This is a genomic window from Ancylobacter sp. VNQ12 (genome assembly GCF_049445835.1).
In the GTDB taxonomy this organism is placed as follows: Bacteria; Pseudomonadota; Alphaproteobacteria; order Rhizobiales; family Xanthobacteraceae; genus Ancylobacter.
On record NZ_JBMSDU010000003.1, the window covers coordinates 110,049 to 125,062 of the forward strand.

Consider the following 15,014-nt stretch of genomic DNA (forward strand, 5'->3'; position numbering starts at 1 on the left):
GGTCCATGGCACCGCCCGCATTGAAGCGCATGACGCCGGAAGAGTTCTATCGCTGGCCGGGAGAGGAAGGCGTCCGCTACGAGCTGGTGGACGGTTTTCCCGTCAAGGCGATGACCGGCGCGAGCCGCCGGCATGATCGGATCGTCGTTAACGCGCTGAGCAGGCTTGATGCCCAGTTGCGCGGCGCACCGTGCCGGCCCTCGACAGATGACATCGCCATTGCCGCGATGAATGGCAACATCCGGCGCCCGGACATCTCGGTCGACTGTGGAGACTTGGCCGACACCGCCTATGAGGCGACCTCGCCACGCCTCGTTGTCGAGGTGCTCTCGCCCTCGACCCGCCAGACCGACCTCGTGCGCAAGCTCGAAGAGTACAAGGCGCTGCCCTCGCTCGCCTATATCCTGCTGGTCGAGCCGGATCTTCCGCGCGTGCTGCTGTGGTGGCGCGCACCGGGCGATATCTGGGAGCTTTCGCAGTTCGACGGACTGGAGGGCGTCATCGATCTCTCCGCCATCGGCGCGTCGCTCGCCATGGCCGATCTCTACTACCGCGTGACGTTTCCCGACCCGCTGGCGGGCGAGGGCGGGCTCCGTTAGGTTCCCGCTCCTCTCAGCGCGTCCGGACATTCCATGATTCGCAGCATCTTCTCCGTCGGCGGCTGGACGCTTCTCTCGCGGCTGACCGGCTTCGTGCGCGATATCGTGATGGCGGCGGTGCTGGGTGCCGGTCCCGTCGCGGATGCCTTCTACATCGCCTTCCGCCTGCCCAACCATTTCCGCTCGATCTTCGCCGAGGGGGCGTTCAACACCGCCTTCGTGCCGGCTTATGCGCGGGTGAAGACGGTGGAGGGCGACGGCGCGGCGCGGCGCTTCGCCGACGGCATCCTCTCCGCCGTGGTCGTCGTCCAGCTGGCGATTCTGGCCTTCGCGCTGGCGGCGACGAGCTGGGTGGTGTCGGTGCTCGCGCCGGGCCTGTCGGGCGATGGCGAGCGTTTCGCGCTGACGGTGGATTTTACCCGCATCACCTTTCCCTATCTCGGGCTGATCGCGGTGGTGACGCTGGTCGGCGGCGTGCTCAACGCCAACGACCGCTTCTGGGCAGCGGCATCCGCCTCGATCCTGCTCAACGTCGCCATGGTCGGCACGCTGAGCCTTGCCGGCCTGTTCCCCACCGCCGGTCATGCCGCGGCCTGGGGCGTGCTGATCTCCGGCTTCCTGCAGGTCGGCCTGCTGGTGTGGGACTCGCAGACACACGGGCTCGGCCTGCGCTTCGGGCGCCCGAGGCTCGATCCGGACATGCGCCGCTTCCTGCTGGCTCTGGGGCCCGCGATCATCGGCTCGGCCGGCGTGCAGCTGGCGCTGTTCGCCGACACCATCATCGCCTCGTTTCTTCCGCAAGGCGCCATCGCCGCCCTGTTCTATGCCGACCGGATCAACCAGCTGCCCATCGGCGTCGTCGGCATCGCCGCGGGCATCGTGCTGCTGCCGGAAATGTCAAAGCGCATCGCGGCCGAGGATTTCGAGGGGGCCCGCTTCGCGCAGGCGCGGGCGATCGAACTGACCATCCTGCTGGTGCTGCCCTTCCTGGCGGCGGCGCTGGTGATCCCCGAGATCATCATGCGCGGGCTGTTCCTGCGTGGTGCCTTCACCGCCGAGGCGGCCGCCGCGGCTGCGGCGACGCTGGCGGCCTATGGTGTCGGGCTCATCCCCTTCGTCATCATGCGCGCCTTCATGTCGCCGTTCTATGCGCGCGGCGACACCCGCACGCCGGTGTTGGCGACGCTGGGCGCGGCGGTGGTCAACATCCTCTTGAAGATCTGGCTGATGCACGATCTGGCGCAGGTCGGCCTGGCGCTGGCGACCTCGGCCGGCGGCTGGATCACGGTGATCGTGCTCGCCATACTGGCGCGCCGGCGCGGCTATGAATGCGGCGACGCGCAGCTGGCAGGCAAATTGCCGCGCCTGATGTTGATCGGAGTGGGGATCGCCGGGGCGCTTTTCCTCGCCGGTCACTACGGGCCGGCGCTGGTGGCCGGGCTTCCCCGTGGCCGGGACATCGCTTTGCTGGCCTTGTGCATCGCAGCCGGCGGGGTGGTCTATGGCGTGCTGACGGCGCTGCTCATCGGCCCGTCTTATCTGAAGGCGCTGCTGCGCGGGCGTCCGCCGCTGCGTTGACCGATCGGTTTTATTGCTTACGCGGTGCAGCAAAATTTGCTACTCGATCACCCGCTATGCGTCTCCTGAGCGGGGCTGAGGCGTAGCGCACGGCGCCGAAGCCGGATCCGGTGTCGAACGATAGCTGTCTCGGAGATAGACGCATGACTGCCGCCTTCGCTCGCATTTCCCTTGTTGCCTTCTCGCTCGTCGGGTTGACCCTTGCCGGCTGCTCGGAACAGAAGCAGGCGCAGCAGGCCCCGCCCGCCGCGCCGGTGACGGTGGCCCTGCCGACGACGCGCAGCATCACCGACACGGACGAGTATGTCGGCCGCTTCACCGCGGTTGATCTCGTGCAGGTCTATGCCCGCGTCTCCGGCTATCTCCAGAGCATCAATTTCACCGACGGCCAGCTGGTGAAGCAGGGCGACCTGCTGTTCACCATCGACAAGCGTCCCTTCCAGGTCGCGCTCGATCAGGCCCAGGCGAATCTGGCCAAGGCGCAGGCCGACCTCGATTTTGCCCAGTCCGACCTGCAGCGCGCCCAGACGCTGATCGACGACAAGACCTCGAACGCCATTTCCAAGCAGGCCTATGACCAGCGCCTGCAGAGCGAGCGCTCGGCCCGCGCCAGCGTGTCGGCGGCACAGGCGGCGGTGCACGCCGCCCAGCTCGACGTCGAGTTCACCGATCTGCGCTCGCCGGTGACCGGGCGCATCGGCGATCGCAAGGTCTCGGTTGGCAACCTCGTCACCGGCGGCTCGGGCGGCACCAACACCAACACGCTGCTCGCCACCATCGTCTCGATGGACCCGATCTATTTCGAGTTCACCTATGACGAGGCCTCGTTCCTGCGCTACCAGCGCATGGCGAAGGCGATGGGCGTCGCCGACAAGCCGGTCCCGGTCCGCCTCGCGCTGATCGACGAGAAAGGCTTTCCGCACGAGGGCACGCTGAACTTCGTCGACAACCAGATCGACAACACCACCGGCACGATCCGTGGCCGCGCGCAGTTCGCCAATCCGGACGGCCTGTTCACGCCCGGCATGTTCGGCCGCATCGAGGTGCCGTCCTCCGCGCCGCACGAGGCGCTGCTGGTGCCGGACGTCGCCATCGGCACTGAGCAGACCCGCAAGTTCGTCTATGTGATGGCGCCGGGCGACCAGCCGCAGGTGCCGCAGATGAAGTATGTCACGCTCGGCCGCGTCTATGACGGCCAGCGCGTGATCACCAGCGGCCTCGGCAAGGACGATCTCGTCGTGGTCAACGGCCTGGTGCGCATCCGTCCCGGCGCGAAGGTGGTCGGCAAGCCCGAGCAGCCGGCGCCCGCAGCTGCCGCGCCCGCCGCCAAGCCCGCCAACTGAGCGCGGGAGCCAGGGCCATGAAGTTTTCGCATTTCTTCATCGACCGCCCGATCTTCGCCTCGGTGGTTTCCATCGTGGTGATGATCCTCGGCGCGGTCGCTTACGTCTCGCTGCCGGTCGCGCAATATCCCGATATCGCCCCACCGGTCGTCAACGTCACCGGCCAATATCCGGGCGCGAGCGCCGAGACGGTCGCCGACACCGTCGTCTCGCCCATCGAACAGCAGATCAACGGCGTGGAGGGGATGCTCTACATCTCCTCCAACTCGACCGCCGACGGCCGCTTCTCCATCGCCGTGACCTTCGATATCGGCACCGACCTCGATATCGCGCAGGTGCAGGTGCAGAACCGCGTCGCCGTCGCGACGCCGCGCCTGCCGCAGGAAGTGCAGCAGATCGGCGTCACCGTCGCGAAGTCATCGCCCGACATCCTGATGGTGGTGAGCCTGTTCTCGCCGGACGATACGCGCGATTCGCTGTTCATCTCCAACTACGCCAATCTGCAGATCAAGGATCAGCTCCAGCGCGTGCCCGGCGTCGGTTCGATCACCGTGTTCGGCTCGCGCGACTACGCCATGCAGGTGTGGCTCGACCCGCTGAAGCTGCAGGCGCTCAAGCTCACGGCCACGGACGTCACGGCCGCCCTCCAGGCGCAGAATCTCCAGGTCGCCTCGGGCGTGCTGAACGCGCCGCCGGTCGAGCAGCAGCTCGCCTTCCAGGTGGCGGTGCGCACGCTCGGGCGCCTGTCGACGCCCGAGGAGTTCGGCAACATCGTCGTGCGCCAGAGCGGCAATGCCGTGGTGCGCCTGCGCGACGTCGCGCGGATCGGCATCGAGGCGCAGGACAACTCCTCGATCTCCTATTTCGACTCCAAGCCTTCCGTCGCGCTCGGCATCTTCCAGCTGCCGGGATCGAACGCGCTCGCCACCGGACAGGCCATCGAGGCGCAGATCAAGGAGATCGCCAAGAGCTTCCCGCCGGGTGTCGCCTATTCGACCGCCTATAATCCGACGCAGTTCATCGCCGAATCCGTGCGCGCGGTGGAAGACACGATCCTCGAGGCGATCGTCCTCGTGGTGATCGTGGTGATCCTGTTCCTGCAGACCTGGCGGGCGGCGATCATCCCGATCCTGGCGATTCCGGTCTCGCTGATCGGCACCTTCTTCATCATGAGCCTGTTCGGCTTCTCGCTGAACAATCTGTCGCTGTTCGGCCTTGTGCTCGCCATCGGCATCGTGGTCGATGACGCCATCGTCGTGGTGGAGAGCGTCGAGCACAACATCTCGACCGGGCTCAGCCCACGCGATGCCGCCTACAAGACCATGGATGAGGTAGGCGGGGCGCTGGTCGCCATCTCTCTGGTGCTGGCCTCGGTGTTCATTCCCTCGGCCTTCATCACCGGCATTTCCGGCGAGTTCTACCGGCAGTTCGCGCTCACCATCGCCGGCTCGACGCTGATCTCGCTGCTGGTGTCGCTGACGCTGTCGCCCGCCATGTGCGCGCTGCTGCTCAAGCCGCATAAGGGCCCCGAGCACAAGCCGGTGTGGTTCCTGCGGCCGATCACCGGCTTCTTCCATTACTTCAACAAGGGGTTCGACGGCATCTCGCGCGGCTATGGCTGGCTGACCGGCAAGCTGGTGCGCTTCGCGGTGATCGTGCTGCTGGTCTATGTCGGCATCCTCGCCGGCGGCTTCCAGCTGTTCCGCATGACGCCGCAGGGCTTCATCCCGGCGCAGGATCGCGGCTATCTCATCGTCGCCGCGCAGCTTCCCGGCGGCGCCGCGCTTTCGCGCACCAACGAGGTGATGACCCGCGCCGCCAAGGAAGTGCTCGCCACGCCGGGCGTCGCCCATGTGGTGAACATCGTCGGCTTCTCCGGCGCGACCTTCACCAACGCGCCGAATGCCGGCGCCATGTTCGTCATTCTCGGACCGGCCGAAGAGCGGGCCAAGCATCCCGGCCAGTCGGCCGTCGCGATTCAGGGCCAGCTGTTCGGCAAGCTGTCTTCGATCGAGGAAGCCTTCATGATCGTCGTCATGCCGCCGCCGGTGAACGGTATCGGCAATGCCGGCGGCTACCGTATGATGATCGAGGATCGCGGCGGGCGCGGCTATGAGGCGCTGCAGGGCGCGGTCTATGCCATGATGGGCCGGGCCAATCAGACGCCGGGGCTCAAGCAGGTCTATTCGCTGTTCGAGACCTCGACGCCGCAGCTCTTCCTCGACATCGACCGCACCAAGGCGCAACTGCTCGGCGTCAACATCGCCGACGTGTTCTCGACGCTGCAGACCTTCATCGGCTCGTCCTACGTCAACGACTTCAACCTGTTCGGCCGCACCTACCGCGTGCAGGCGCAGGCTGACGCGCCCTATCGCCTGACGCCGGACGATCTGCTGCGGCTGCGGGTGAAGAACGCCGACGGAGAACTCGTGCCGCTGGGCTCCTTCACCACGGTGAGGGACATTTCCGGTCCCTACCGCGTGCCGCGCTACAATCTCTATCCGGCGGCGGAACTGGACGGCGACGTGGCCGGCATCTCGCAGGGCCAGGCGATCCAGCTGATGCAGAATATCGCGGCGGAGACGCTGCCGGACGGCTTCTCCTTCGAGTGGACGACGCTGGCCTTCCAGCAGGTGCGGGCGGGTAACACGGCGATCTTCGCCTTCGGGCTCGGCGTGGTGTTCGTCTTCCTGGTGCTGGCGGCGCAGTATGAGAGCCTGACGCTGCCGCTGGCGGTGGTGCTGATCGTGCCGATGTGCCTGATCGCCGCCGTCACCGGCATTTTGCTGCGCGGACAGGACAGCAACATATTGAGCCAGGTCGGCTTCATCGTGCTGATCGGTCTGGCGGCGAAGAACGCGATCCTGATCGTGGAGTTCGCCAAGCAGCTGGAGGATCGCGGCGAGAACCGTTTCGCCGCCGCGACCCATGCCGCCCAGCTGCGCCTGCGCCCGATCATCATGACCTCGCTCGCCTTCATCCTCGGCGTGGTGCCGCTGGTGCGGGCGACCGGCGCGGGCTCCGAGCTGCGTCAGGCGCTCGGCACGGCGGTGTTCTCCGGCATGATCGGCGTGACCGTCTTCGGCCTGCTGTTCACGCCGACTTTCTACGTGGTGTGCCGCTGGCTCGCGGGCTTCGGCGAGCGCCGGCGCGAACGCAAGCTGGCCGCTGCCGAAAACACGCCGCACTGACGGCCTGCCGACCAGACAGAAAAGGCGCCCTGCGGGGCGCCTTTTTTCATTTCGGGCTCGTGTCCCGCACTCGCGGCTCAGTCCAGCACGGCGGCCTTGAGCAGGCAGACCATGGTGGCGTGGGCGGTTTCCCCGGTCAGATTGCGGATGACGTGGCGGCGGTCGCAGCGGTAGCGCAGCGTCTCGCCGGCACGCGCGGTCTCGATGATGTCGCCGCACTCGACCTGGAGCTCGCCGGAGATCACCGACAGGCACTCCACCGAGCCGCGCTGGTGGCCGTCCGAGATCAGTTCGCCGCCGGGCTCGGCGACGAAGTCGAACCATTGCAGCCATTCCACCGTCTTGATCCAGCCGGTGATGCTGAGCCGGCACTTGCCGTCCTCCGAGAGCAGGATCGGCGTGTCGGCGCGCGTCAGATGCTCGACGAAGGGCTCGTCGTCGGTCGCCGCCATGAAGCGGTCGATCGACATGTCGAGCGCCTGCGACAGGCGCCAGACCGTGGCCAGCGTCGGGTTGGTCTCGTTGCGCTCGATCTGGCTGATGATCGACTTGGCGACGCCCGACTGCTCGGACAGCTCCGACAGGGAGAGGTTGTAGGCCTTGCGCAGGCGCTGGATGGTGCGGCCGAGCTGGCCGGTAATGGCCTGGGCGCCGGCATCCATGCCGATGCGGTCCAGGGTGCGGGTGCGGCCCGACATGGCGTCTCCCACTTGTTCGAAACTGGAATTTAGGGCGGCGGAGCGCTCCGGCGCAAGCGGCGTCGTCGTTGGCTGCGCGGCATTCAACGCAAATCGGGAATGTCCGCCACAGGGGGGTGCGCGGCGGCGCGCGCGGGACTAGATTTGGCGCATGACACACGCCAATGCTCTCCCCACGATTGAAGATGTTGCCTCGGCGGCCGAGAGGCTTGCCCCGGTGGCCGTGCGCACGCCGCTGATTTCCTCGCCGAGGCTCGACGAGATCACCGGCGGACGCGTCTTCCTGAAGCCCGAGCCGCTGCAGCGCACCGGCTCGTTCAAGTTTCGCGGCGCCTATAACCGCATCTCGCGAATCCCGCTCGACCAGCGCGCGGGCGGCGTGGTCGCCTGTTCCTCGGGCAACCATGCGCAGGGCGTGGCGGCGGCGGCGACGCTGCTGGGCATGCCCTCGGTCATCGTGATGCCGAAGGACGCACCGGCGATGAAGCGGGCCCGCACCATCGCCTTCGGCGGCGAGGTGGTCGAATATGACCGGGAGACCGATGACCGCGACGCCATTGCCGACGTCATCGCGCGCGAGCGTGGCGCGGTGTTCGTGCCGCCCTATGACGATTTCTACATCATCGCCGGGCAGGGCACGGTCGGGCTGGAGATCGCGCAGGATCTCGCGGCGCTGGGCATCGCCCCGGATGTGGTGATCGCCAACGCCTCCGGCGGCGGTCTCGTCTCCGGCATCGCGCTGGCGGTGAAGGACCGTTTCCCTGAGGCGCGGGTGATGACCGCCGAGCCCGCCGGCTTCGACGACCATGCGCGCTCCTTCCGCTCCGGCGGGCGCGAGCGCAACAACCGCGCCACAGGCTCGATCTGCGACGCGTTGCTGGCGGCGACGCCGGGGCGGCTGACCTTCGAGATTTCCTCGCGCATCGTCGGGGAGGGGCTGTCTGCCACCGACGAGGAGGTGGCGCGTGCCGTCGCCTTCGCCTTCGAGGAGCTGAAGATCGTGGTGGAGCCGGGCGGCGCGGTTGCGCTGGCCGCCGTGCTCGCCGGCAAGATCGATCTCAGGGACAAGGTCGCGGCCGTCGTGCTGTCAGGCGGCAATGTCGACGCGGAGATGTTCGCCCGCTGCCTCGCCGTCGCCTGAGCCCGGCGAGCGTCAGGCGGCGCGGCTGAAGCGTTTCACGCGGGCCTGCGCGGCCTCGATATTGTGCAGGAACTGTTCGGTACAGGCGCGCCAGGTGAAGCGCAGCGCGTAGTCGCGGGCGTCCGAGCGGTCGAGGTCGAGCGCGGCGAGCGCCGCGCGGCGCAGGTCGTTGTCGAGCACGCCGGCGGGCGACTCGGCGGGGGCGTCGTTTATGACGTCCATCGGCCCGGTGACGGGGAAGGCGGCGACCGGCAGGCCGCTCGCCAGCGCCTCCAGCAGCACGATGCCGAAGGTGTCGGTCAGGCTGGAGAAGACGAAGACATCGGCCGCGGCATAGATACGCGCCAGCGCCTCGCCCTGCCGCAGGCCGAGAAAATGCACGCCCGGATAGCGCTTTTCCAGCTCCGCCCGCGCCGGCCCGTCGCCGACCACGACCTTGGAGCCGGGCAGGTCGAGCGCGAGGAAGGCGTCGATGTTCTTCTCCACCGCGACGCGGCCGACCGACAGGAAGATCGGCCGCGGCAGGTCGCGTACGAAGGCGTCCATCTCGTCATGCGGGCGGGGGCGGAACAGTTCGGCGTCGACGCCGCGCGACCAGCGCATGATGTTGTGGAAGCCGCGTCCGCGCAGCTCGTCCTCAAGCGTATGGGTCGAGACCATGATGCCCGCGCCGGCATTGTGGAAGCGGCGCAGCCAGGCATAGGAGAGCGCCTGCGGCACCGGCGCGCGCGCGGCGAGATATTCCGGGAAGCGGGTGTGGTAGCTGGTGGTGAAGCTGCGTCCGCGCCGCAGGCACACGCGCCGCGCCATGATGCCGATCGGCCCCTCGGTGGCGATATGCACGAAGTCGGCGCCGATCTCGTCCATGCGCCGCGCGACCATGCCGGGCGTGGCAAGCGCGAGCCGGATTTCCGGATAGGTCGGCATGGGCAGTGTGCGGAAGTCGCCGGGGGTGAGGAAGTCGATCCGCGCGCCGAGCAATGCCGCCTCGCGCGCCGTGTTTTGCAGCGAGCGCACCACGCCGTTCACCTGCGGCGTCCAGGCATCGGTCGCGATCAGGATGCGCATCAGGCGGCGACCTTCGGCCTCTCGAGCAGCAATGGCGCGTTGAGCCGCGCACGAGTCTGGCGCGCCCAGTCGATCAGTTCCAGCCGCCCGTCGGCATGTTCGACGATGGCGGTGCAGCTCTCGACCCAGTCGCCGCAGTTAACATACTCCACGCCGAAGCTGTCATGCATTACCGCGTGGTGAATATGGCCGCAGACCACGCCGTCGACCTTGTGGCGCCGCGCCTCGGTGGCGACGGCTTCCTCGAAGCGGCCGATGAAATTGACCGCGTTCTTGACCTTCAGCTTGGCCCACTGGCTCAGAGACCAATAGGGAAAGCCGAGCTTGCGCCGGGCCCAGTTGACATAGGTGTTGATGCCGAGCGCGGCGGTGTAGGCGCCGTCGCCGAGGAAGGCGAGCCATTTGGCGTGGCGCACGACGACGTCGAACACGTCGCCGTGGATGACGAGGTAGCGCTTGCCGTTGGCCGCTTCGTGAATGGCCGTCTCGACCACCTCGATGCCGCCGAAATGACTGCCGTAATAGTCGCGGAGGAATTCATCGTGGTTCCCCGGCAGGTAGACGATGCGCGCGCCCTTGCGCGCCTTGCGCAGCAGCTTCTGCACGACGTCGTTATGCGCCTGCGGCCAGTACCAGCCGGAGCGCAGCCGCCAGCCATCGACGATGTCGCCGACGAGATAGATCGTGTCGGCGTCGTAGTAGCGAAGGAAATCAAGCAGGAGGTCGGCCTGGCAACCCTTGGTGCCGAGATGGACGTCCGACAAAAAGAGGCTGCGATAGCGGTGTGCCTCGGGCGTGTCGTTCACCTCGGAAGCCCTCCCCGTCATGCCCGGAAGCGGGCTTAGCGATGGGTTCATGAGGGCACATAAGCCCGACTCGCATCACCGTTTTATGACGGTTGCTGCAGTGCAGCGTCACAGGAAGAGCATGATCACGCTGGAGGCGACGAGGGCGGCCATGACGTAGTTCACGATGCGCTGCTGGCGCGGGGTGGAGAGCAGCCGGGCGAGCAGGGCGCCGAAGCCGGCCCACAGGGCGAGGCTGGGAAGCGTCACCAGGCCGGAGACCAGGGCAATGACGAGGATCTCCTCCACCAGCCGGTCGCCGCCCACCGTGGTGAAGGCGGGCACCATGCTGAGCGCGAGGGTCCACGCCTTCGGGTTGACCCACTGGAACAGCGCCGACTGCAGCGAGGTCATCGGCTTTTCCATCGCCGTGCCGCCGCCCGGCCCACCGGCATTGGCGATCTTCCACGCCAGCCAGAGCAGATACAGCGAGCCGACGATCTTCAACCCCTGATGCAGATAGGCAATGCTGGTGAACAGCGCGCCGAGCCCGAGGCCGACGGCCACCACCATGAAGGCGAAGCCGAAGGTGACGCCCCAGATCTGCGGCAGGGTGCGCCGGAAGCCGAAGGCCGCGCCCGATCCGGCGGAGATCATGTTGTTCGGGCCGGGCGTGAGCGCACCGGCGACGGCGAACAGCACCAGCGGAAGCAGCTGGCCAGACAGAAGCTGGCTGGGCACGGGGGCGTTTCCTAGGTTACGTCAGCTATGCTGACATTTATCCGTCATTGCTATTCCTCGAGCAGGGGGCCTGCAACCCGAAATCGCGGGGGGCGGCGTACGCACGCTGTCCGCTCGTCCGCAACGAAAAGGGCCGGCCTCCTTTTGGAGACCGGCCCCGAATCGTCGTGCTGTGCCGTGCTCAGTGGGCGACCAGCAGCGCCACCGGTGGGTCGTCCAGCAGCGAGGCGGTCACGCCGCCCAGCACCAGTTCGGCGATGCGCGAGCGGCTATAGGCGCCGAGCACGAGGAGGTCGGCGCCGAAGGAGCCTACTTCCTTGATGATGGCGCCCGTCGCGTCGCCTTCGCTGACGTGGTGGTGCTTGGCGTTGACGCCGTGCGACTTGAGATAGGCGGTCAGCTGCTCGCCCGATGCGGCGGCCTTGGCCGAGCCTTCGGCGACGGTGAGCACCTCGACCTCGGTTGCCTCGGCGAGCACGGGAAGCGCGAAGCGCACGGCATGGCCGGCCTCGCGCGAAGGCTTCCACGCCACCAGAACCTTGCCGACGCGCGCCGGCACCGGCTTGCCCGTGGGCACCACCACGACCGGGCCGTTGGCGGCGAGGGCGAGGTGCTCGGGAAGGGTGGCGGCGAGCTGGTCGTCCACCGTGCCGTAGCGCGTTTCGCTGACGACGGTGATGTCGGAGAAAGTGACGGCATCGCGCAGCGCCGTGGTCACGTCGCCTTCGACGCTCGCCCAGCTGCCGACGACCCCGGCAGCGCCCGCGGCCTGCTCGAACTGGGCCTTGAGCACGGCCTCCTTCTCCTTCGCCTCGTGCACCAGCTCGTTCACATAGATCGACAGCGCCCGACCCACGCGCGGAACGCCTGTCGGGTAGAGAGTGTAGACGGCATTGATCGATGCCCCGGACTGGCGGGCAAGCGCGATCGCGAAGGCGAGTCGATCGCTGAAGCCGCTGTCGGCAGCGGCGTGCAGGAGAACGGTTCGAATGGCCATGGCGTATTTTTCTCCACTAACGGGCGTTTCGCGCGTTTTTTTGACCTTACGTTACACGTCGGCAACGGAAATCGGGGAAACCACGATCCGTAGGCAACATTATGCCGACATAATGCCGCAAGGTAACTCACTTCACGTCCTCGCGAACTGGACATTGGGACAATTGTCTCGATTTAGACCGCCAATAAGGTGCGAGGCGGGCCGGCTGTCGGCCCGCCGCTTTGGGGAGCACCTATGAGCCGTCGCATTCTGGTCATTGCCGCCGCTTTCGCTACCGCTGTCGCCGCCACGGCCGTCATGGCGCAGGCGGAAGTCGTCAAGCAGCGCGAAGCGCTCATGAAGGATCTCGGCAACGCCACCAAGCCGGTCGGCGGCATGCTGCGGGGGAGTGTGCCGTTCGACCTCGCGACCGTGCAGGCGGCGCTCGACACCTATGCCAAGAACGCCAAGGCGCTGCCCGTGCTGTTCCCCGCCGGATCGGGCGAGGGCAGCGATGCGCTGCCCACCATCTGGGAGCGCAAAGCCGAGTTCGACGGCCTGTTCGTCAAGCTTGCGGCCGACGCCTCCGCCGCGCGCGCCGCGATTACCGACGAGGCCAGCTTCAAGGCGAACTTCCCCGGCGTGATCCGCACCTGCGGCACCTGCCACGACAGCTTCCGCAAGAAGAGCTGAGGCGTTGGACGCTTCCGTGCATGCGCATTCCCTGGGCACCCCGGCCGGCTCCGTGCTGGCCTGGGACCTGCCCACCCGAATCGCCAAATGGCTGCTTGCGGCGCTGGTCGGGCTTGCCTTCGCCAGCCGGTATTACGGCGATGCAGGCCTTGTCTGGCACCAGTGGAACGGGCTCGCCATCCTCGTGGTGATCGTGTTCCGCCTGCTCTGGGGCGCGGTCGGCGGCTCGACGGCGCGCTTTGCCCGATTCCTACGCGGTCCCGGCGCCGCCTTCGCCTATCTCGCCAGCCTGCTGCGCGGCCGACCGCAGCGCTTCCTCGGCCATAATCCGCTCGGGGGATGGATGGTGGTGGCGCTGCTCGCCATCGTTGCCGCGCAGGCTCTGACCGGGCTGTTCACCACCGACGACATCGCCGTCTACGGTCCGATGACGATGGTGGCGAGCGACGAGACCATCGCCCGCGCCTCGGCGTGGCACCAGAAGATCTACCCTTTCCTGCTCGCGCTGATCGCGATCCATATTGCGGCGAACGTGCTCTACGCGCTGTTCGGCCGCGACAGGCTGATCGCGGCGATGATCACCGGCCGCAAGCCGGCCGGCGCCTATCTCGACCGCGCGCCGGCGACGGCGGGATCGATCGTTCGGGCGCTCGGCTGCCTCGTGGTCGCAATCGTGATCGTGTTCGGCACGATCGCGCTTGCCGGCGGCGATCCCTTCCCTTAAGCCTCGCCGCCTCCTTCGCTCTTCGATCCGTCTCCGGGCGGATCGAAACTACTTTTCGTGGCGCCAAATGAATGCGCTCAAGGGCATCGCGCTGCAGATCGGCGCGACGTTCCTCTTCACCATCATGTCGGCCATGGTACGCATCGTGTCGGAGCATGTTCCGACCGGCGAAGTGGTCTTCGCGCGCTCCTTCTTCGCGCTGTTCCCGCTCATGGCGATGCTCGCCTGGCGCGGCGAGATCAGCGCCGCGGTGCGCACCGCCCATCCGCTCGGCCATATATTGCGCGGCACCATCGGCGTGATGTCGATGGGGCTCGGCTTCGCGGCGCTGGCGCGCATCCCGCTCGCCGACGTCACCGCCATCGGCTTCACCGCGCCGCTGCTGACCGTCGTGCTGGCGGCGCTCGTCCTGGGCGAGCGGGTGCAGCTCTATCGCTGGGCCGCGGTGTTCGTCGGCCTGGGGGGCGTCGTGGTGATGCTCTGGCCGCATCTCGCCGGCAATTTCGACAGCTGGGAGCACAAGCTCGGCGCTATGATGGCGCTGGCGGCGGCCGGGTTCACCGCCGGGGCCATGATCCAGGTCCGCCGGCTCACAGGGACGGAGACCACGGCCGCCATCGTGTTCTATTTCCAGGCGCTGGCGGCCGTCGCCGGCCTCGCCACCGCCGGTTGGGGATGGGTGGTGCCGACCCTGCGCGAGGGGGTGATGCTGGTCACCCTTGGCATCATCGGCGGGATCGGGCAGATCCTGCTCACCGAGAGCTACCGCTGGGCGCCGGCCTCGGTGGTGGCGCCCTTCACCTATTCCGCGATGCTGTGGTCGCTGCTGCTCGGTTTCGTGCTGTTCGCCGAGGTGCCGCCCGTGCTGGTGGTCGTCGGCGCCGTCATCGTGATCGGTGCCGGCCTCTTCGTCATCTGGCGCGAGCGCCGCGCGGGCGCGGTGACGGCGCCGGACGAGGGGGCCGTCCCGCCGGCCGGGCCGATTACCTAGAAGGCCTTGAAGGTGATGATGGTGCGGGTGTCCTGGATGCCGGGAATCTGCTGCACCTTCTCGTTCACGAAGTGGCCGATATCGGTGGCCTCGGGAACGTAAAACTTGACCAGCAGGTCGAATTCGCCGGCGGTGGAATAGATTTCCGAGGCTATCTCGGCATCCGCGAGGGCGTTCGCCACCTCGTAGGAGCGGCCGAGCTGGCATTTGATCTGGACGAAGAACGGGACCATCGCGAGGCATCCGGGCACGGTTTTGGTGCGCCACAGGATCAGAACCGGCCCCGCCGCGCAACCCCCGCCCTGCGCCGCGCCGAGACGTGTCTTGAAAGCGCGCGGCGCTTCGCCTATTGCGGGACAAGTCGATCTCGTTGGGGTGCCCCGGAACGCGAAAGCCGGGGCTGAGAGGCGGTGAGCCAACCCACGAACCTGATCCGGGTCATGCCGGCGGAGGAAACGGGTCGCGCGCGCCGGGCGTTTCGCGCTC

General features: G+C 67.4%; 14 protein-coding genes and 1 riboswitch. Of the genes, 8 read left to right on the top strand and 6 right to left on the bottom strand.

What is annotated here, in order from left to right; translation table 11 throughout:
* Positions 1-5 precede the first annotated feature (5 nt).
* The 4 genes from ACO2RV_RS07090 (at position 6) to ACO2RV_RS07105 (ending at position 6,711) form a co-directional block, all read left to right on the top strand.
* Positions 6-599, top strand: a complete 594-nt coding sequence (locus ACO2RV_RS07090; RefSeq protein ID WP_423291263.1) for a Uma2 family endonuclease — start codon at positions 6-8, stop codon at positions 597-599.
* 33 nt (positions 600-632) lie between these two features.
* A complete protein-coding gene (murJ, locus tag ACO2RV_RS07095; RefSeq protein WP_423291265.1) occupies positions 633-2,177 on the top strand; it encodes a murein biosynthesis integral membrane protein MurJ in 1,545 nt (514 codons plus the stop codon).
* A gap of 143 nt (positions 2,178-2,320) precedes the next feature.
* Positions 2,321-3,520 carry an efflux RND transporter periplasmic adaptor subunit gene (locus tag ACO2RV_RS07100; RefSeq protein WP_423291267.1) on the top strand — a complete coding sequence of 400 codons (1,200 nt, stop codon included), beginning with the start codon at positions 2,321-2,323 and terminating at the stop codon, positions 3,518-3,520.
* 17 nt (positions 3,521-3,537) lie between these two features.
* Entirely contained in the window at positions 3,538-6,711 is a 3,174-nt protein-coding gene (locus ACO2RV_RS07105) for an efflux RND transporter permease subunit (RefSeq protein ID WP_423291268.1), read from the top strand.
* A gap of 77 nt (positions 6,712-6,788) precedes the next feature.
* Here the strand turns inward: ACO2RV_RS07105 and ACO2RV_RS07110 are convergent, their stop codons facing one another.
* Positions 6,789-7,409 (bottom strand): helix-turn-helix domain-containing protein, encoded by a 621-nt coding sequence (locus ACO2RV_RS07110; RefSeq protein WP_423291270.1) that lies wholly within the window; start codon positions 7,407-7,409, stop codon positions 6,789-6,791.
* A 151-nt stretch (positions 7,410-7,560) separates the two neighbouring features.
* On the opposite strand from ACO2RV_RS07110, the gene ACO2RV_RS07115 reads away from it, so the two are divergent.
* Positions 7,561-8,550 carry a threonine ammonia-lyase gene (locus tag ACO2RV_RS07115; RefSeq protein ID WP_423291272.1) on the top strand — a complete coding sequence of 330 codons (990 nt, stop codon included), beginning with the start codon at positions 7,561-7,563 and terminating at the stop codon, positions 8,548-8,550.
* A 12-nt stretch (positions 8,551-8,562) separates the two neighbouring features.
* Here ACO2RV_RS07115 and ACO2RV_RS07120 read toward each other — a convergent pair whose 3' ends face one another.
* From ACO2RV_RS07120 to ACO2RV_RS07135, 4 genes are all read right to left on the bottom strand, one after another.
* Positions 8,563-9,618: a glycosyltransferase family 4 protein gene (locus ACO2RV_RS07120; protein ID WP_423291274.1), complete on the bottom strand. Its 1,056-nt coding sequence runs from the start codon at positions 9,616-9,618 to the stop codon at positions 8,563-8,565.
* Positions 9,618-10,445, bottom strand: a complete 828-nt coding sequence (locus tag ACO2RV_RS07125; RefSeq protein ID WP_423291560.1) for a UDP-2,3-diacylglucosamine diphosphatase — start codon at positions 10,443-10,445, stop codon at positions 9,618-9,620. The genes ACO2RV_RS07120 and ACO2RV_RS07125 overlap by 1 nt, the downstream gene beginning before the upstream one ends.
* A gap of 87 nt (positions 10,446-10,532) precedes the next feature.
* Positions 10,533-11,144: a LysE family translocator gene (locus tag ACO2RV_RS07130; protein ID WP_423291276.1), complete on the bottom strand. Its 612-nt coding sequence runs from the start codon at positions 11,142-11,144 to the stop codon at positions 10,533-10,535.
* A gap of 181 nt (positions 11,145-11,325) precedes the next feature.
* Positions 11,326-12,141: a universal stress protein gene (locus ACO2RV_RS07135; protein ID WP_423291278.1), complete on the bottom strand. Its 816-nt coding sequence runs from the start codon at positions 12,139-12,141 to the stop codon at positions 11,326-11,328.
* Positions 12,142-12,375: 234 nt separating this feature from the next.
* On the opposite strand from ACO2RV_RS07135, the gene ACO2RV_RS07140 reads away from it, so the two are divergent.
* The 3 genes from ACO2RV_RS07140 (at position 12,376) to ACO2RV_RS07150 (ending at position 14,528) form a co-directional block, all read left to right on the top strand.
* A complete protein-coding gene (locus ACO2RV_RS07140; protein WP_423291280.1) occupies positions 12,376-12,813 on the top strand; it encodes a c-type cytochrome in 438 nt (145 codons plus the stop codon).
* A gap of 16 nt (positions 12,814-12,829) precedes the next feature.
* Positions 12,830-13,537: a cytochrome b/b6 domain-containing protein gene (locus ACO2RV_RS07145; protein WP_423291282.1), complete on the top strand. Its 708-nt coding sequence runs from the start codon at positions 12,830-12,832 to the stop codon at positions 13,535-13,537.
* Between the two features lie 67 nt (positions 13,538-13,604).
* A complete protein-coding gene (locus ACO2RV_RS07150) occupies positions 13,605-14,528 on the top strand; it encodes a DMT family transporter (protein ID WP_423291284.1) in 924 nt (307 codons plus the stop codon).
* Here the strand turns inward: ACO2RV_RS07150 and ACO2RV_RS07155 are convergent.
* Positions 14,525-14,761 (bottom strand): Lrp/AsnC ligand binding domain-containing protein, encoded by a 237-nt coding sequence (locus ACO2RV_RS07155; protein WP_423291286.1) that lies wholly within the window; start codon positions 14,759-14,761, stop codon positions 14,525-14,527. The genes ACO2RV_RS07150 and ACO2RV_RS07155 overlap by 4 nt on opposite strands.
* A gap of 128 nt (positions 14,762-14,889) precedes the next feature.
* Positions 14,890-15,000: riboswitch (TPP riboswitch) on the top strand.
* Positions 15,001-15,014 lie beyond the last annotated feature (14 nt).